The organism is Clostridium neonatale, assembly GCF_001458595.1.
Lineage (GTDB): Bacteria > Bacillota > Clostridia > Clostridiales > Clostridiaceae > Clostridium > Clostridium neonatale.
Map to the genome: position 1 here is coordinate 2,793,875 of NZ_LN890328.1, position 19,771 is coordinate 2,813,645.

Below are 19,771 nucleotides of genomic sequence, written 5' to 3' on the forward strand. Positions count from 1 at the left end.
CGAATTGCAGCATAGCTGCTCTTTTTATAGGTGTATATCTTTTCCCTCCACAATTTGTTATAATTAGTAGCGAATTAATTTATTTTTGATAAAATTGGCAATAATTAAAATAAAAACGAGGTGTTCTTATGAAAACTAATTATAAAAATACAGAAAACAAGTTTGAGGTTAAAGATAACATTACATTAATGACAGTATTAAAAAAGAATGGTTCTGAGATTACAGCTAAAATAGATACTACAGATTTAGATAAAGTTAAAAATGCGGGTGTTTGGTTTGCAGAATGGAATAAAGATTCTAACAGCTATACAATTCAAAATATCAGTACAACTGCTGTTAACAAAAAATCTAAGCCATTAAAGCAAAGCTTACAAAACTTTGTTATGGATGCAAATTCCAATACACCAATAATACATATCAATAAAGATACATTAGATAACAGAAAATCTAATTTAACTTTGTTTGATAGAAAAGAAAAGAATGAAATTGAAAAATTAGATAATAATACAATAGCTATTCTTTTAAAAGATAGGAATGGTAATGTAACTTCAAAAGCTTTAATTTCTGCTGAAGATTTAAATAATGTTGTAACAAACGAATATACTTGGGTTAATCACAAAGTAAAAGGCGAACCTTGTGTTATCGCAAATACTCCAAATGGAAGAATTCATTTAGACACAGTAATTATGGGTACTTCAGAAGGTGAAAAAATACATCATATAAATTTAAATCCATTAGATAATAGACGAGAAAATTTAGAAATTAAAAGTGAACCTATTGAGTTTTAAAATACATCTAAATTAAAATTTTAGATATATTTTTATAAAATCAATATTCCTTTACGATTTTAATGGTTTTTAAAGATATATTGATTTTTTACAAATTTTAATATATAATAGTTCTAAAATTGTATATGGCGTTGATTAGAAGTAGTAATAATTATTATATCTTAAGAGAACTATTGGATGGTGTAAAATAGTGTTATATGATTATGAACTTGTCTATGAGCTTACTTGTTAGAAGCAGGTACGGGTAATCCCGTTATAATGTCGAGTGAAAAGATTTAGTTTATCTATTTCTTTTAATAAGAGTGGTACCACGGAAATTACGCTTTCGTCTCTTAAATTTAAGAGATGAAAGCTTTTTTATTATATTTAAGAATAAATTCATTACAATTGACAATTAACAATGACGGATTAAATAGCTAAAACTATTTATGGATTCTATATATTGCATATAACTTTCCTTAGGAAAGTTAATCACTTATAGTAATTTTCATAAAAAATCACTATATAAAATTCAAAAGAAATTACGAAGTAATTTCCTCCTCAATTGTGCATTGTGAATTGTGAATTATAAATTGATAAAATTTGGAGGTTTAAAATGTCAAATTACAGTACTAAAATCGATGAAAAATGGCAAAAGATTTGGGAAGAAAACGAAACATATAAATTTGATGATACAAAGCTAGATAAAAAGCTTTATACTCTTGAAATGTTCTCTTATCCATCTGGAGCTCAATTACATGCTGGTCACTGGTTTAACTATGGACCAACAGATACTTGGGCAAGACTTAAAAGAATGCAAGGATATAATGTATTCCAACCAATGGGATTTGATGCCTTTGGTTTACCTGCAGAAAACTATGCTATAAAAACCGGTATACATCCTGAAGAGTCTACTTTAAAGAACATTGAAACAATGGAAAAACAATTAAAATCAATGGGTGCTATGTTTAACTGGGAAAATGAAGTTGTTACTTGTCTTCCTGATTACTACAAATGGACTCAATGGTTATTCTTAAAATTATATGAAAAAGGTTTAGCTTACAGAAAGAAAGCGCCTGTTAATTGGTGTCCATCTTGTAACACAGTTTTAGCTAATGAACAAGTTGTTGAAGGTGAATGCGAAAGATGTGGAACTGAAGTTACAAAGAAAGATTTAACTCAATGGTTCTTCAAAATCACTGATTACGCTGATGAATTATTAGATAAATTAGATGGCTTAGACTGGCCTGAAAAGACTAAATCAATGCAAAAGCACTGGATTGGAAGATCTTACGGTGCACAAGTTACATTTAAGGTTAAAGATTCTGACTTACAATTTGATGTATTTACAACAAGAGTTGATACATTAAATGGTGTAACTTATGTTGTTTTAGCTCCAGAAAACAAATTAGTTGATGAACTTACAACTCCGGAAAACAAAGCTGCAGTTGAAGAATATAAAGAAGCAGCAGCTAAGCAATCTGATATAGAAAGACAATCATCATCTAAAGAAAAGAGCGGTGTATTCACTGGTTCATACGCTATTAATCCTATAAATGGAAAAGTAGTTCCAATATGGATTGCTGACTATGTATTAGCTACATATGGTACTGGATGTGTTATGGCAGTTCCAGCTCATGATGAAAGAGACTTTGCATTTGCTACAAAGTTCAATTTACCTATAGAAAGAGTTATTACTGATAAAGTAGGAAATGAACCTGAACTTCCATTCTGTGAACATGGTATACTTGTTAACTCAGGAAAATTTGATGGTTTAACTACTGATGAAGCTAAAAAATCTATAGTCGCTGAACTTGAAAAAGATAAGCTTGGTGAAATGAAAGTTAACTTCAGATTAAGAGACTGGCTTGTATCAAGACAAAGATACTGGGGTGCCCCAATTCCAATCATCTACTGTGACGATTGTGGTATAGTTCCAGTTCCAGAAAAAGATTTGCCAGTAAAACTTCCACATGATGTTGAATTTACTCCAGACGGTAAATCACCACTTAGTAAATCTGAAAGTTTCATAAAAACTACTTGCCCATGTTGTGGTAAGCCAGCAAAAAGAGAAGCTGATACTTTAGATACATTTGTATGTTCATCTTGGTATTACTTAAGATATGCAGATAATAAAAATGAAGATGCACCTTTTGATCCAGAAAAAATCAATAAGATTTTACCAGTAGATAAATACGTTGGTGGTCCAGAACATGCATGCATGCACTTATTATATGCAAGATTTATTACTAAAGCTTTAAGAGATATGGGATACTTAAACTTTGATGAACCATTCTTAAGCTTAACTCACCAAGGTTTAATATTAGGACCAGATGGACTTAAAATGAGTAAATCAAAAGGAAATACTATTTCTCCTGATGATTATATTAAGCAATATGGTGCCGATGTATTTAGAATGTATCTAATGTTTGGTTTCGGATATACTGAAGGCGGAGCTTGGAGCGATGACGGAATTAAATCTGTTGGTAAATTTGTTGATAGAATTGAAAGAATTTTAGAACTTTCTAGAGAAGTTATAAATTCATCTGAAAATACTAAGACTACAATAGATGCACCTGAAAAAGAATTAAACTTCTGGAGACATACTGCAATCAAAGGTGTAACTGAAGATGGTAACAAGATGCAATTTAACACTGCAATTGCAAGACTTATGGAACTTACAAATGCGCTTAACAAGTACCTTCAAGAAGGTGTTAAAAATCCAGCCTTCTTAAAAGAAACTGTTGTTGATTTCATCAAACTATTAGCATCATTTGCACCTCACTTTAGTGAAGAACAATGGAGCTTACTTGGATACAATACTACTGTATTTAATGAGAGATTACCAGAGTTCGATCCAAATGCATTAGTTAAAGATGAAGTTGAAATAGCTATTCAAATTAATGGTAAGATTAAAGCTAAAATAATGGTAGCTTCTAATTTAGATGAAGAAGGCATTAAAGCTGCTGCATTAGATAATGAAATAATAAGAGAAAATACTAATGGTAAAAACATTGTAAAAGTTATTGTTATTAAGGGAAGACTTGTTAATATAGTTGTAAAATAAAAAAGGGCATATGCCCTTTTTTATTTTTCAAAATCCTTATACATCAAGCTTGGCTGAACACCTGTATTATTTTGATATTTCCCACTATTATAAAGATCATATTCTCCATGAATATCATGATAATAAATCTGACATATATCAACATTAGGATATACTTTTATTGGCTGAACACAGAATATTTCAAGTGTCCAATATCCTGCAAATCCTATATCACCAAAACCTGCAGTTACATGTATAAATAACCCTAGCCTTCCTGTAGAAGATCTTCCTTCAAGCATAGGCACGAATTTCTCTGTTTTGGTAAACTCATTAGTTCTTCCTAAATATAATTTTCCTGGCTCTAATATCAATCCATCTTCTGGTATTATTATTTTTTTAGTTTCATTAGGTTTTTTCATATCTAATAAATTATCTTCATACACTAATAATTCATTATGTAGAGATAAATTATAACTATTAGGATTGATTTTCTTCTCATTAAATGGCTCTATTATTATATCTTTTCCAATGTTTTTTAATATTTCTTTTCCTGAAAGTATCACTATTTTTCCTCCTTTAAAATTGAAAAATTAATATTACTGTTACTAACTATATTAAATTATAATTCATTTAATATAGGTTTAAATTCCATAAGTATACTAGTGGCTAACTCATCATCTAATGGCTTATAACTTTTCATTAGTCCACACATATCCATTGACTCATATGCCTTTTTACTCATCTCAACCCATATCTCTGGGATAAAAATCCATAGCAAATCATCATATTTACAGCTTAATAAAAAATGTTCAACTCCCCAAAATGTGTATTCTTCAATCTCATGCAGAGCATTAAATTTTTTATAATCTTCAACTACTTTACTTGTTATCTCATATCCATATATATCTACAAAGAAAAAATCAAACTTTTCTCTTTCTGCTTTATATGCATCTTTATTAATTATTCTTATTTTAGGATTATCCTTAAAGTGTCTATTATATACGTCTATTATTTCCTCACTGATTTCATATACTATAATTTCATCTACTCTACTATTCTTAGCTATCTCTTGAACTGCATATCCAAGTCCAAGCCCAACTACACCAACTTTTCCTTTGGCAAATTTAATAGAATGATATGAACCTTGTATCTCTCTTGGGGATATCTCCATTATAAATTCGTTATCTTTAAAAAGCTTTATTCTAGTAAAAATTTCTTCTTGATTAATTTTGCACATATAGCCATCAGCTTCCTTAAAGCTGATTTCATCTTTGCATACAGAACATCCTTCTAATTTCAACTCATCTATTATGCTATTATATTTCTTCATCTCTTCTTGTATAAATTCATAATTATATGGCTTCATGTGTTTATTTCCCCTTTTTAAAATAGTTATTCCTCTAAGCTTACCTAACTGCTTTTTATTTTAAATCATATGTGTTATACTCTTAGTACGACAATAGTCAAATTTTTGAATAAAGTAGGTGTTAATATGAAAAATGTAACAATTAGTGAAGAAGCTTATAACGAATTCAAAGGTTTCTTAGAAGAAAATAGCATATCTGATTTCAACATTAGAATAAATTTTGCTGGTTTCGCTTGTAGCGGCCCTATCTTCAATATCTCTGTATCAAAAGCTACAGATGAAGATGATGTTGAAACAATAAATGATATATCATTCATATATGAGAAAAGCTTAATTGACCAATTTGGTGGATTTATCATCCTTTCAAGTGAAGAAAACGAAGGTAATGGCTTAAGCTTAAAACCTGTAATAGAACCAGAAGGTGGATGTGGCGGATCTTGTAGTGGATGTCACTAATTAAAAGAAGAAGAAGAAATTCTCTAATGAATTTCTTCTTCTTTATTTATATCCTTAAGAATAAATTCATATATTTAATAATGTTTTATTTATACCAAAATGTATTTCTTAAGTATTCAAATCATCCTCAACCATTTGAATCTTCCACTCTACATCAACATAATCATCACTTATTCCATATATACCTTCAAGTATATCTATCCAATAATGCTTTTTTATAACTTTTTTCTCTTTTTCAACTCCTGTACTTCCTTTAAGTATATCCTCATTAAATGTATTAAAATAATTATTTATTTTTTCGGCCATATTATACATAGCTTCAAAACAAGACTTATCTTCATTTACCAATATCAAATTACTTTGTTCATTTTTCATTTCATTATTCAATGTACATATAATATACTCTTTAATTTGTCCATGTATATCATTTTCAATAATTCTATTTGTATCAATTATTTTTGTAAAAATATTTAACTCATTTTGTGAATATGATGCGTATCTCTGCCATAATCCTATTATATCTCCAGCAATCACATCATAATTCTTATATAATTTTAATAGTTCTTCATTTTTTATCTTTCCATTCTTCAACGATTTAGAAAGTATCTCTAGATTTCCTTCATTTCTCTGCCTAATCTCTTCTATGTAATTATACGCCTGTTGTCCTAGCTTGTATTTATAAGAACTAACCTTATATGCTGAATAAACATTTAAAATTATACTTATTATAAGAATTGAGACTATGGCTACTGTATGATCTTTTTTATTAAACTTATTTTTCATAACAATAGTCCTCCTCTTCATTGTTTATTTTAACATACAACATTATTTTAAACTACTTAAAATTATTCACTTTATTCTACTTAATTAAAATAATAATGACATTTATATTAATAAATATTCAATATAACGACTTATCTCGCCCAATCATGTATAGCTTCATTTACCATTTGTAATCCTAGATTTCCTTCTATAACTTCAATTTTATCAGAATTTATTCTTTTAATATCCCCATAAGGATTCTTTAATGATAATTCTTTATCCCCTGAAATTATCCATAATGTCTTTTTGTTTATGGGCTTTACTTCTAATTCTTCTTCTCCAACTCCATCAGTAAAATAGATTAATATCACATTTCTTAAATTGTTATCGCTTATATATTTAAATACTGGGGAAAATTTAGTTGAACCATTATCCTTGCTTCTTTTTCTAATATCATTTTTATTTTTTAATTTATAAACTGCTCTTATTTCATTATCACACTCAATAATAGTTACCTCATTCTTAGTAGTATTCGTTATTGCAAGTATCTCTATCAATATTTTTTCTATATCTTCATCACCCATACTGGCACTAATATCTATAGCTACTATTACGTTGGTATCATTCTTAGGCAGTCTTCCTCGTATATCTAATCTTTCTGGTTGTCTTCTATCTCTTCTTGTAATAGTCCTTTTATAACCATATTTAACGCTCGGAAGCATATTCTTCAATACAATCTGCCACGGTATTTCTGGAGCTTTATTATATGATAATATAATATTTTTTAATGCATCTGGCATTTTATCATTATATGCACTGATTGCAGTCTTTTCTGTTAAACTTTTAATATCTTCTTCTGATATGTTTATCTCATCCCAAAGTTCATGAGATTCTTGCATATTTATTTCGTGTTTATCTTTATCTGAAGTTATTTTCTCTTCTTTCAATCTAGATTTAATTGATTTATCAATTATTTCTGCATATTCTTCAATACTTCTATTTTCTTCAAGTTCAATATTGTATTCCATATTAACACTGTGAAGTCTCTTACTAAATCCTGGTAAATTTTTTATATACTGATTTATGGAAATGTCCAAAGCTGTAGTTATAGCTTCATTACAAAAAACATTTTTCATAGTCTTCGCTCTTTGATAATGTAAATTTATAATATGATAAATCTCATGCTTTAATAAAGCTGCCATTTCCTTCTTATCAATCATTAAAAAAAGATATGGATTAAAATACATATTAAATCCATCTAATTTAGGTATAGTCCCAACTGGATACCCTATATCTATTCTTATATTTCTTTTTACTTTAAGTAAAAATTGACCAAAGAATGAATCTTCACTTTGCAAAAGAAATAAGATTACATCTTCAATAAAATCGAAAAATCTACGTTCATAGTCGCCTTTAAAATCTTCTATCTTTTCAAATTTATAACACTCATTTAAAAGTAATTCACGTTTTTCATCAAAGTTCATTTTTTACACCTCACTTAAAGATATTAAAAAATGCTTCTAAAAATTCATCATTATCTAGGAGTTCTTCATATAACTTATCTTTGTAGTCTCTTTTTATCTCTTTCATTATTCCAAGTCTTAAATCTCTTGGATACAGATTTAAAAATTCAGAGAATAATATCATATTTCTTTTACTATTATTTTCTTCAATGTAACTTAAACATTTTTTACATAGTATATATAGTCTAGAATGATTTTCCTTTGATATTTTTTCTTTTAATTCACTACTTAATATCTCATATTCAAATATTTCTTCTACCTTAATTAGTGGATCACCAATATTCATAATAAAATTTCCAAAATCATTTGCTATATCAATACCAACATTACCCTTTACAGCATTTAAAAATATATTTAAAGGATACTTATCTTTATTTTTTAAATACACATTATATGCTTTTGATACTCTTTCCCAGCTTCTTGGCGTTGCTTTTACAGTAGACGTAGAGTCTGGTGTATGTAAATATTGAGGAAAATTTGATAAAAATTCTATAATATGAGTATGTATTTTCCCTTCATTACTCATTCCCCAATTAATCCATTCTTTTATATCTGAATCTAGATTAATCCATACAAAACGATCTTCTTGAGCTGGATCCATATCAACAACTTCATATTGACTATTGTAATATCCATCATTTTTATTTGATGGATTCATTGCTGCTATAACTTTTACTCTTTTATCTAACACATATCCATTTATTTCTCTGTTTAAAATAAGATTCATAAGTTCCTGTGCAACTGTATGATCACATCTATTTAATTCATCAATAAACAAAATTACATTCTTATATTTCTCTTCCTTAAGTACATTATTAATCTCAATTAATTTATAATGTGTTGCATATATAGTTATATCATTTTTAACTACTGGTAATCCACCTATTTCTCCTTCTTTTAATAAGTTAGCATCTATATTAACCAAATAATAATTATTTTTTTTAGCAATAGATTTAACTAAAGATGTTTTTCCAATACCACTTTCTCCAATAATTAATGGCACATCATTAGTTTCTAAAATTAGCTCTACTGTACTTATACATTCTGAATAATTCATTACGTCACCTCTTCCCACTACATTGATAATTTATAATCAACTAATATTTTTTTAGCTTTTTTACATCCATACTGTCTAATAAAATTGATTTTATCCATTTCTAATATTTCTAAATCTATAAAATTTTTAATATATTTTTCATCTATATTTTCATCTTTAACTTTGTCAACTAAAACTTCCACCACAGATTCTACATCTATACTATCATATATATATTTAACTACATTTATATTTTCACTTATAAATATTTTAAGTTCATCTAAATCGTAACTTGAAATATAATTTATTGCCTCTTCATTCGCTTTAATTGCTTCTATTTTTGCTTTTAATGTAGGATTTTTTATAAATTTAATTGCTGAATAGTAACTATTTATAGCTTCAATTTGTATATCCTCAGACGGATTTTCCATATATTTTATTGCATCATAGTCATTTTTTACAGCTAATCTTTTAAGCTCTTCACTTGGATTTTTTACAAATTGTATCGCCCATCCTTTTGATTTTATTGCCTCTCTAATTGTTAATTCACTTGGATTTTTTATAAATTCCAATGAATTCCACAACCCTTTTACTGATAATATAGCAGCTTCTTCACAAGGTTCTTTTATATATTTAATACTTAATGGCGTATTTTTTATTGCTTCAATCTGTATTTCCTTATCTGGATTTTCTAAATACTTAATGTTATTTCCATTATTTTTAACCATATATAAAAACATTTCTTTTGTAGGATTTTCTACTTTATCTATATATGAAGGATCATTTTTTAATTTTAAGATTATATCTTCTTTAGTCATTTTACTCCTCCTAAATTATTTTATCTATTAATAATACTTATTATCTAATAATATAATTCTATCATATTATATAAGAAAAAAATATGCAGGTAGAAATACATCACCCACATATTTTTATTCTTTATATTTTTCTATATCACGATTTATTGAAAACAATAAGCTATTAAGCTCCCAAACTTCACCTTCATCAATTAATTTATTTAATATCTTTTGATATCTTGCGGCTTCTGCATTTTTTCCTAAAGAGATAAGTGTTAATAATGAATTCATAATGCTTGAAATTAAATGCGATTTTACTTCAAATAATTTTTGTGCATCTTTAATTTCATCTTTTATTTCCAACATTTCCTCATCTAATCTAAATGCGGCATCAGCAGAGCTTTTAAGCTTTTTCTTTAATTTATCTGGTATATTTTGCTTATATTTGTAATTTAACGAATGTTCTATTGTTGCCCAAAAATTCATAGCTAATGTCCTTATTTGAAATTCCGCTAATATTTCCACTTGTCCTTCAGCCATATTAACTGGATATTTTATTATCATATGATAACTTCTATATCCACTTTCCTTAACATTTCTCACATAATCTTTTTCATAAAGTATCTTCATATCCATACGTTTTCTTAAAATTTCTACTACTGTATCTATATCATCAACAAATTGGCACATAATTCTTATGCCAGCTATGTCTTCTAATTCATATCCAATTCTATCTATGGGAATCTCAAACTTATTTGCTTTTTCAAGCATACTTGATATTTCTTTTACTCTCCCTGTTACAAATTCTATTGGAGAGTATTCATTTTTCTTTCTATATTCTTTTCTAATTGATTTTAATTTAACCTTTAGTTCATCTACCGCTTGCTCATAAGGCATTAAAAAAGTTTTCCAATTATTTATTGCCATATAAATATTCTCCTTTAATTAAATCATCTTTATTATTATATCAGAAACTTAGAATTATGTATAAGACAACACACTAAATTTATAAAAATAATTCCACATATATATCATATGTAATTAATTTCTGTGATATAATGAATTAGAAATATGTATATTTTTACATTGGATAATTTTTTATTATAATACGAGGTGCATAATAATGTATGAAAATATGAAAGATCATATCTTCGATAAAAGTGTAGTTTGTCCTGTTTGTGACAACCACTTCAAAACAAAAGCAGTAAAAACTAAATCCCCGAGAATCCAATCAAAAGATTCTGATTTTTTTATAAGATATACAGTAGCAAATCCTTATTTTTATGATGTTTGGATATGCAATTCTTGTGGTTATGCTGCAATGAAATCTGATTTTGAAAATCTTAGATCATATAGACAAGAACTTGTTCGTAGTAATGTTACTCCTAAATGGAAACCACGTGAATATCCTACAATATTAGATGAAAATATTGCTATTGAAAGATATAAATTAGCATTACTAAATGCAGTTTTAATAAAAATGCCTTCTAGTACTAAAGCTATGATTTCTTTGAAGATTTCATGGATGTATAGAATGCTTGATGATTCAGAACATGAAAAAGTTTTCCTGGGACAAGCATTGGAAGGTCTTAACGATGCCTATATTAGTGAACCTTTTCCCATCTATGGCCTTCAAAGAGATTCCTTAATGTATCTTATAGGAGATCTTAATAGAAGAGTAGGAAATGACGAGGAAGCACTTCGCTGGTATTCTAGAACCATAATAAGTACAAATGCTACTTATAGAGTCAAAGAATTAGCACGTAATGGAAAAGAGCTTATAAAATCAAAAAATAATTAGATTTTCTTATTGGGAGGTATAAATATGAACTTATTTAAAAACAAAAATATTGATCCTATTAATAATGAAGTAACTAAACCTTCTTTGATTGGTGATAGTTTAAATAACACAAAAAATGATTTTAGAGAATTAAAAGCTATAGGTAAGAATATAAATAACGATATTAATAATATTGATTCTTCTGTTAATTCTTTACTTTCATCTAGTACCACTCAAACTAGTGAAGTAAATACATCTAAAAATATACTATCTGATTTCAGCTCTAATATGGAAGATTTAGCACTTAATATTACAAATGTTCATATAAAAGTTTTAGATACAGATAAATTAGCTGACACAGGTCTTAACACACTTAATAATTTAAATACATCACTAAGTGATCTTGAAAATGCTTTTGGAATCTCAACTACAACAGTAAATGCATTAGTTTCTAAATTAGAATCAGTAAATAGTATAACTGATTCAATTAGTCAAATAGCAGCTCAAACAAACTTATTATCTTTAAATGCTGCAATTGAAGCTGCTAGAGCTGGTGAAGCTGGTAAGGGTTTCTCAGTTGTTGCAGGAGAAGTAAGAAAATTAGCTGAAAACTCCAAAGAAGCTGTTCAAAGCATAACTAAAATTTTAGAAGAAATCAAAATTGATATATTGAATGCTTCAAATGCAATGAATTCTGGTAATTCCGCTATATCAACTCAACATAACTCAATAGAAGATGCTAAAAGTAATTTTTCTGAAATAAAAACCTCTATAGAAGAAGCCACTGACGAAATTTTGACTTGTATAGATAATCTTACAACTGCATCATCTAAGAAAGATGATGTAATAACATCTGTTAATAATTTAAGTTCTTCATTTCAGGAAAATGAGACTATAGCTTCATCATTATCATCTGAAGTTAAGTCAACTATTCATGATATTGATTCACTTAATAAATGCATATCAAAATTAGATTAATAATACCTAAAATAAATAATGGACGTAGAATCAGAGTTTAGTGGGAAATAACCGAAATTCAATATATGATATGCTCGATTGTAGGGAAATTTCAGCTTTTAAATTCTAATGGCAGAGGCTGTTCCAAAGAATTTAAAAGCTGAAATTTCCAATACAATACTACGCATATTCATATATTGAATTTCTTTGTTTTTCTCTAAACTTATTATTTAATGCATATAAGTTTCAATAAAGTTACTTCATATTGAGCCATATATTTTTTGGGGTTTAGGTCAGATTTTAATACGGATTCTTAATTAGAACATATATAATTTATATTTTGATAAATATCCAATACTTAAAAATATAATTTTCTATCAATATATAGGAAAAGTTCCGAATTACAGCATAGCTGCCCTTTGGCATATAATGCTTGGTGAGGTACGAACTTAGCAGTATAGCCCCTATTCATCTAATGATGAATAAGTTTACTTATAAGTGCACATTCATAAGGATTTATATTTTGATATTTATAAATCTATATCTTTTTAAAAATGGTAAAATATTAACTTTTTAAATCTTTAATATCTATAAATAACTATTCCTTAATTTAAAAATTTATTTATGTATAGTAACAATAATACCACTACTCTGAATTTAGATGAAACAAAGAAATAAAGCTCTTATGTTAACGGTGTCTTGCATTCAAAAATGACGCTTTAGAATTCTTCATGTAGACTTGTTCCACAATTGTTTGTCCAATTTTACATTGGAGCAAACATTTGTGGGTACAATGTCTGCATGTTTGAATTCTTAGCGTCATTTTTGTAGCAAGCGAGCCACACATAAGAGCTTTATTTCGGTTATTATCCTCAAAACTCGGATTTTACAGTATTTTTATAGGATTAAAATCTAAATAATCAGCAGACGTCAAAATGTATTCAACTCCATCTATATTACCTTCAAATAATTTTCCATATAAAACCGGGCCATGTAAATGTCCATATATGACTTTCTCAACATTAAATTCTTTGATTACTTTAATAAATTCTGATTCTTCAAATTTTTCATTTGTAGGAGGATAGTGCAACATAACTATTATGCTATTATAATTATCTTTTTTAGCAGCCTCCAATGAAAGTCTAAGCCTTATTAATTCTCTTTTATAGATTTTTTCATCCTTTGAAGTGAAACTATTAGCCCCTGGACATATCCAACCTCTTGTTCCACATATAGCATATTCTTTATAGGTATAATAATTATTTTGAAGAAATTTTGTTTTCTCATACATTGAATTTAATTTAGATATACTAGTCCACCAATAATCATGATTTCCTTTGCTAATGATTTTATTACCTGGCAGTTCATTAATCCAATCTAAATCATATACACTATCTTCTGCTTTTAACGACCAAGATATATCTCCTGCAATAAGAATTGTATCTTCATCAGTTATTTTTTCAAGCCAATTATTTTTTATTTTATCACAATGATTTTTCCATTTATCTCCAAATATATCCATTGGCTTTTCAACATTAAATCCTAAATGTAAATCTGAAATGGTATAAAGAGCCATTTTTTTCACCTTTCTATATTATAACTATCTTTTGTATATAAAATCTTATTATAACTTTTTATCTAAGTCAGTAACAAACGCTATTACATGTGCTACTGCTTCATATAGTTCTGTGGGAATCTCATCCCCTACATCAACATTACAAAGTAAATCTGTTAATTCTTTATTATACACAATTGGCACATTATTTTCTTCTGCTCTTTCGAGTATTTTATCAGCAATATGCCCCATACCAGATGCTGCAACTATTGGGGCGTCACTATTATATTCATATTTTAATGCCGCTGCTTTTTTTCTTTGATTCATATGTTCTGCTACACTCCTTGCATATCTATATATTCTCATTCCCTCTATTACAGCAATCTATAACTTTTCTTTTAATTGTACAATGTACTTTTAAAGTTGTAAATTATTTTATACTCTAATATCAATATTAGAAATACTCATATCATTAAAAAATTCTCTACAAGTTACTATATTAGCTGGATTTTCTTTAGATGATACAGTAACAGTAACATAATTACCAGATGCTGATAAACCTTCTATTAATTTATCCTTATTTTTATTTAAAATACGTGTAAATTCATCTTCACATTTCAATTTTATATTTATTTTGTTAGGAATCATAGTTATATACCCATCAATTTCACCTAAATTTATAGTTTTTACACTAACAACCATCTTAGCATTTGTACTATCAATTTTCTTTCCATCTTTTCTATTGTCCTTAATAATTAACTGACATGGATACTCCTGAAAATTGCTTTGTATTGGAAAATTCACATAATAATACTCATTATTTATAGTATTAAATACTTTTATATCATTTATATTTTCTCTTATTAAATTTGTTATTTTATCATACACATTTTCATTTAGTTCTGTATGTGATAGTAGATTTTTCACAATATCTGCTACATTATTTATTCTTTCCTTTATTTGAATTTTTATATCATTCTTATCATTTAATAATAGTTTATCCAATTTATCAATTTCAAAATTTTTTATTTCATTAATTTCCTTACCTGTCTGGATATCTTTTGGCATAGAATCTGTTTTTACTACTTCATTTTCATTAAATTTTCTATTGATGAATTCGGTTAATTGTTTAAATTCATCATTTGTTAATGTAACTTTTCTACCTTCCTGATTCGATAAAAGTTGTTCTACCTTAGCCTTTGCAGAACCATCATTATTTTTTTCTGCTTCATTATTAACCATTTCCTTTATAAACTTATCTTCATCAATTATATTTTTTATTGTCCTAACTATATCCTTATTAGACTCTAGATTTTCTAATAGTTCTTTAGATAAATTTACGTTTTCTTTTTTATTAAAATCGATTTCCTTAGGTAAAACTGTCTCATTTTCTTTATTCTCTTGCCCGGCTAATGTTCTTAGTATATCTAATACATCCACTTTCTTACTTGATGGATCATTTTCATTATATATTTTAGTAGCCAGTGTACTTACATTATCTGATGAACTAGATGTTAATGTAGCCTGTGTACTATTTTCTATATTATTGGATAAATTATTCCCAGCACTAACATCCTTAGGAGATAATTCATTTTGTTTTAGATTTTCATTTAGCTTAATCAAAAGCTTTTCTATTGTAAAATCTTCCTTAAAAAGCCTATTAAAGCTTTTTATATTCTCTTCAGATAACTCAAGATTATTTTCAATGAATGCTAGTATATCATCTGCTGTCATGTTTTTAAATTCATTGAAAAATTTTGTTAGAAGTTCCTTTGCATTCTGTCCTTCACGACTATTTATATCTATATTATTACTTTCTAAATAATTTTTTATAAAGTTATTTATTTCTTCTGTATCAGAATTCATTAATTGACTTAGTTGAATTAGACCTTTCATCTGATTTATATTTTCTCTTGTTAATGGTATATTATGCTTCACCATATTTTTAAGTATACTTATATCTTCCTTTGAGAGTCCTTCTTTTTCTATAATCTCTTGGAAGTTTTCATCTTCAGTTGTGACTTCTTGTGCATTTCCCTTTAAAATTTTTAATTTCAGTTTTCCATTCTCAAAGCCTTCTACTTCAAATTTTAAAAGTTTTAATTGTTCTATATCAACCTTATCATCAGTTTCTGCAATAAACTGCCATCCATCAGATAATCTAATAGTTATATCTTTTCCCTCACCTTTATCAACTACTCTTCCTGTAAATTTTTCTCCTACTTCAAAAGTTAATTTACTAGAAATCTTTTTATTATTATTTGCATATCCGTTATTAATATTATAAATTCCAGGCATAGCTTTTCAACTCCTAAGTATTACTCTTATATACTTATCGGATATGAAAACAATAAATTAATATTTATAAATTTTAAAATATATATTTATAAATTTAATAAAATACTGTTAAAGAGGTTTATCATTGTTATTTAAACAATGATAAACCTCTTTAAAATTTAATTAATACACTATTATTATATCATTGCGCCATCCGCTCCAACTCTATAACCATTAATAGTTGTGTTATATACCATAGAACCATTGCTATTTAAATAATACCATTTATCTTTAACATAAACCCATCCTGTAGCCATTGCTCCATTTTCTTTTAGGTAATACCAATCATTTGATTCTTTTATCCACCCAGTTGCCATAGAACCATTGCTATTTAAATAATACCATTTATCTTTATCATTAATCCATCCAGTTTTCATAACTCCATTTCCATCCAAATAATACCAATTCGAATTATCATTTAACCATCCTTTTATAAGGCTTGAATCTGAATTAACAAATGACCAAGTTCCACTTTCATTCTTAATCCATCCTGTAATTACATTTCCATCTATTAAATTTTCAACCTTTTCAATATTCTCACTTAAAGCTTGGCTATTGTCTTTAGGCGCTTTATTTATTATTGAATATCTTTCTGCCTCTTCATCCCAAACTAACATATTATTTTCATCATACACAGATAATCTAGTCATTGACCCATCAACTTTATATACCTTTATCCAATCTGTTGCTCCATTATATCTGTAGATGTATCCACCATCAAGTCTCCATAAAACACCATTTACATCTATAGCATGGTCACTATATTCTTCTGCATCAGCTTTTTTTATTCCAACAGTATTGACTCCAGCTTCACTCTTTAATGATATTCCTTGTGCTGATATTGTTCCATTTTCGTTAATCTTACAGGCAATTATCTTTCCTTTACTTATACTATATGTTGTATCATCACTTACATCAAATTTTACTTTAGTACCATTTGATTTAGAAAGCATATAAGTTGTTACATTTTTAGCATATTTAGCCCCATCTATAGTTTCTGATGATTGTTCTTTTGATATTTTTTGGATAACATCAAAACTTATTATATTATTCTCTTCATTCATAATAAATACGGATTGATCTGTAGATGTTTTTGGAATATCTATCCCATTAATTTTATTTATTGTTTCATCACTTTTAACTGTCATAGTTGCTTTTCTATAAATATAGCTGTTATCATGAGTAATTACTTTTGCATTAGAAACACTTACACTTATATTTTTTTCTGTATCATCGGTATTATTTAAAGTAGCTATCTTATTATCAGTAACCACTTTTATTTTTCCAACATTATAATCTGCATCTATGTATTTACCTTCTTTATTTGTATAAACAGTTAACTCATCTGCATCTCCATTTGTTATTTGTTCTGGAGCAAATGTTGTTTCATACCATTCTTCTCCAAAGTTATAATTTTTAAGCTTAGTTAAGCTCTCTCTTGAAATATCATGATCTGAATATCTATCATCAGCTTTATTTCTAATATTTTTTCTTAAATTTACCTTAGTATCATCTATATCATCTTGTTCTAGATCTTCATCTACTGATTCACCACTAGACAAGTCTAAATAAATATCTCCTGAATCTATATTTAAATATTTGGCTCCATATGGCTCTACTTCTGATCCTGTATCTAAATCTGTAAGTTTAGTATATTTTCCATCACTTAGATAATAAACGCCTTCGTTATCAAGTTCTTCAAGTTGTCCATCAATATAAAATTTACCATCTTTATAAGTAACAGCCTCATACACACTTCCTTCTTTATAATCTATTCTCTCATATTCAGCTGCATTTACTCCTGTCATTGAAAGTGAAGTTATGGAAGTCATTGCTGCCATTAGTGATGTAAATTTACTTAATCTTTTTATCATATATACCCCCTATTGATAATTATTTTCAATTAAATTTCATTATCTATAATATCATTAAGATTAAGTTTTGTGAATACAATTTATAAATAAACTATCATTATATTTTTTCAATATTATCAGAAGCTGTTTTAAAATAAAATAAAAGATGAAATAAAAGCCTAATATGAGCTTCTATTCCATCCTTTCTATTAATTAATTAATTATTTATTTAATTAATTTCAATTTTATTATAATTCTTTTTACCTCTTTTAATTAAAGCAACATTATCTTCAAAGTCTTCTTCACCTAATAATCTATTGACATCTTCAACTTTAACTCCATTAATAGATAATCCACCTTGTTCTATTAATCTTCTACCTTCTTTCTTAGATGGTACAATCTTAGTAGTCGCAAGTACATCTAATAATGTCTTACCAAGATCTTCTTTAGTTATTGCAACTGTAGGAACATTAGACATATCTGCTCCACCTGCAAATAAAGCTTTAGCTGCATCTTCTGCTTTCTTTGCTTCTTCTTCACCATGAACAAGTTTAGTCACTTCATATGCAAGTACTTCTTTAGCTTTATTTATTTCAGAACCTTCAAGTGATCCAAGTCTTCTTACTTCATCCATTGGTACAAAAGTTAATAATGCCAAACATTTTTCTACATCTGCATCATCAACATTTCTCCAATATTGGTAGAAGTCAAAAGGTGATGTTTTATTTGGATCAAGCCATAAAGCTCCTCCAACTGTTTTACCCATCTTTTGTCCTTGACTATTAGTTAATAGTGTGCATGTCATAGCCATTGCTTGACCTTGAGCTTTTCTTCTTACAAGTTCAACACCTGCAATCATGTTTGACCATTGGTCATCTCCGCCTAATTGCATTTTACAATTATATTTTTGATTTAATTCATAGAAATCGTATCCTTGCATTAACATATAGTTAAATTCTAAGAACGATAATCCTTTTTCCAATCTTTGCTTAAAACATTCAGCTGTTAACATTCTATTTACTGAGAAATGTACTCCAACTTCTCTTAAGAAATCAACATAATTAAGGTTTAATAACCAGTCTGCATTATTTACTAATATAGCTTTATCATCTGAGAAATCTATAAATCTAGACATTTGCTTCTTTATACTGTCAACATTATGTTGTATATCTTCCTTAGTAAGCATTTTTCTCATATCTGTCTTACCACTTGGGTCACCTACCATAGCAGTTCCACCACCAATTAATGCAATTGGTCTATGTCCTGCTCTTTGCATATGTGCCATAAACATCATTGCAATAAAGTGTCCTACATGTAAACTATCTGCTGTCGGGTCAAACCCTATATAAAAAGTCACCTTTTCTTCTTCTAATAACTTTCTAGTTTCTTCTTCATGAGTAAATTGTTTTATGTATCCTCTTTCTAATAGCTCATCTAATACACTTGCCATTATAAAACCTCCTAAGTTTGCTTATATAAATAAGTTTTATTTGTACTTAAATTTAGTATCTTAATATATAAAAATCATTGTGATTC

At 27.6% G+C, this 19,771-nt stretch carries 17 protein-coding genes and 1 other annotated feature; of the genes, 5 read left to right on the forward strand and 12 right to left on the reverse strand.

The window, feature by feature from the left end:
* Positions 1–128: 128 nt before the first annotated feature.
* Complete coding sequence (locus BN2920_RS19380) at positions 129–788, forward strand: hypothetical protein (protein WP_058296604.1); 660 nt, start codon at positions 129–131, stop codon at positions 786–788.
* A gap of 122 nt (positions 789–910) precedes the next feature.
* Positions 911–1,124 (forward strand) — a binding site (T-box leader).
* A gap of 259 nt (positions 1,125–1,383) precedes the next feature.
* Positions 1,384–3,834, forward strand: coding sequence for a leucine--tRNA ligase (gene leuS, locus BN2920_RS19385; protein ID WP_058296605.1), 2,451 nt, complete (start codon positions 1,384–1,386; stop codon positions 3,832–3,834).
* Positions 3,835–3,854: 20 nt separating this feature from the next.
* On the opposite strand, the gene dcd is transcribed toward leuS, so the two are convergent.
* Positions 3,855–4,376, reverse strand: a complete 522-nt coding sequence (gene dcd, locus BN2920_RS19390) for a dCTP deaminase (RefSeq protein ID WP_058296606.1) — start codon at positions 4,374–4,376, stop codon at positions 3,855–3,857.
* A 56-nt stretch (positions 4,377–4,432) separates the two neighbouring features.
* Entirely contained in the window at positions 4,433–5,179 is a 747-nt protein-coding gene (locus BN2920_RS19395) for a polyamine aminopropyltransferase (RefSeq protein WP_058296607.1), read from the reverse strand.
* 126 nt (positions 5,180–5,305) lie between these two features.
* Between BN2920_RS19395 and BN2920_RS19400 the strand changes: the two genes are divergently transcribed.
* Positions 5,306–5,635, forward strand: a complete 330-nt coding sequence (locus BN2920_RS19400; RefSeq protein WP_058296608.1) for a HesB-like protein — start codon at positions 5,306–5,308, stop codon at positions 5,633–5,635.
* A 108-nt stretch (positions 5,636–5,743) separates the two neighbouring features.
* On the opposite strand, the gene BN2920_RS19405 is transcribed toward BN2920_RS19400, so the two are convergent.
* The 5 genes from BN2920_RS19405 to yjbM all read right to left on the reverse strand — a co-directional run bounded on the left by BN2920_RS19405 (position 5,744) and on the right by yjbM (position 10,680).
* Entirely contained in the window at positions 5,744–6,418 is a 675-nt protein-coding gene (locus BN2920_RS19405; protein WP_058296609.1) for a hypothetical protein, read from the reverse strand.
* Positions 6,419–6,549: 131 nt separating this feature from the next.
* On the reverse strand, positions 6,550–7,881 hold the full coding sequence (locus BN2920_RS19410) for a vWA domain-containing protein (RefSeq protein WP_058296610.1): 1,332 nt from the start codon (positions 7,879–7,881) through the stop codon (positions 6,550–6,552).
* Positions 7,882–7,891: 10 nt separating this feature from the next.
* A complete protein-coding gene (locus BN2920_RS19415; RefSeq protein ID WP_058296611.1) occupies positions 7,892–8,977 on the reverse strand; it encodes an AAA family ATPase in 1,086 nt (361 codons plus the stop codon).
* 17 nt (positions 8,978–8,994) lie between these two features.
* Positions 8,995–9,774 carry a DUF4116 domain-containing protein gene (locus BN2920_RS19420; RefSeq protein ID WP_058296612.1) on the reverse strand — a complete coding sequence of 260 codons (780 nt, stop codon included), beginning with the start codon at positions 9,772–9,774 and terminating at the stop codon, positions 8,995–8,997.
* A 114-nt stretch (positions 9,775–9,888) separates the two neighbouring features.
* Complete coding sequence (gene yjbM, locus BN2920_RS19425) at positions 9,889–10,680, reverse strand: GTP diphosphokinase (protein WP_058296613.1); 792 nt, start codon at positions 10,678–10,680, stop codon at positions 9,889–9,891.
* A gap of 196 nt (positions 10,681–10,876) precedes the next feature.
* Here yjbM and BN2920_RS19430 point away from each other — a divergent pair, with 196 nt between their 5' ends.
* Both BN2920_RS19430 and BN2920_RS19435 read left to right on the forward strand, forming a co-directional pair.
* The gene (locus BN2920_RS19430; RefSeq protein WP_058296614.1) at positions 10,877–11,554 is read left to right on the forward strand and encodes a DUF2225 domain-containing protein; all 678 of its coding nucleotides are present in this window, start codon (positions 10,877–10,879) and stop codon (positions 11,552–11,554) included.
* Positions 11,555–11,578: 24 nt separating this feature from the next.
* Positions 11,579–12,511 (forward strand): methyl-accepting chemotaxis protein, encoded by a 933-nt coding sequence (locus BN2920_RS19435; RefSeq protein WP_058296615.1) that lies wholly within the window; start codon positions 11,579–11,581, stop codon positions 12,509–12,511.
* Positions 12,512–13,376: 865 nt separating this feature from the next.
* Here the strand turns inward: BN2920_RS19435 and BN2920_RS19440 are convergent.
* The 5 genes from BN2920_RS19440 to tyrS all read right to left on the reverse strand — a co-directional run bounded on the left by BN2920_RS19440 (position 13,377) and on the right by tyrS (position 19,685).
* Positions 13,377–14,066: a metallophosphoesterase gene (locus tag BN2920_RS19440; protein WP_058296616.1), complete on the reverse strand. Its 690-nt coding sequence runs from the start codon at positions 14,064–14,066 to the stop codon at positions 13,377–13,379.
* A gap of 48 nt (positions 14,067–14,114) precedes the next feature.
* Positions 14,115–14,372, reverse strand: a complete 258-nt coding sequence (locus BN2920_RS19445; protein ID WP_058296967.1) for an EscU/YscU/HrcU family type III secretion system export apparatus switch protein — start codon at positions 14,370–14,372, stop codon at positions 14,115–14,117.
* 108 nt (positions 14,373–14,480) lie between these two features.
* Positions 14,481–16,343 (reverse strand): hypothetical protein, encoded by a 1,863-nt coding sequence (locus BN2920_RS19450; protein WP_058296617.1) that lies wholly within the window; start codon positions 16,341–16,343, stop codon positions 14,481–14,483.
* Positions 16,344–16,519: 176 nt separating this feature from the next.
* Positions 16,520–18,256 (reverse strand): N-acetylmuramoyl-L-alanine amidase family protein, encoded by a 1,737-nt coding sequence (locus tag BN2920_RS19455; RefSeq protein WP_058296618.1) that lies wholly within the window; start codon positions 18,254–18,256, stop codon positions 16,520–16,522.
* A gap of 208 nt (positions 18,257–18,464) precedes the next feature.
* On the reverse strand, positions 18,465–19,685 hold the full coding sequence (gene tyrS / locus BN2920_RS19460) for a tyrosine--tRNA ligase (RefSeq protein ID WP_058296619.1): 1,221 nt from the start codon (positions 19,683–19,685) through the stop codon (positions 18,465–18,467).
* Positions 19,686–19,771: the final 86 nt, after the last annotated feature.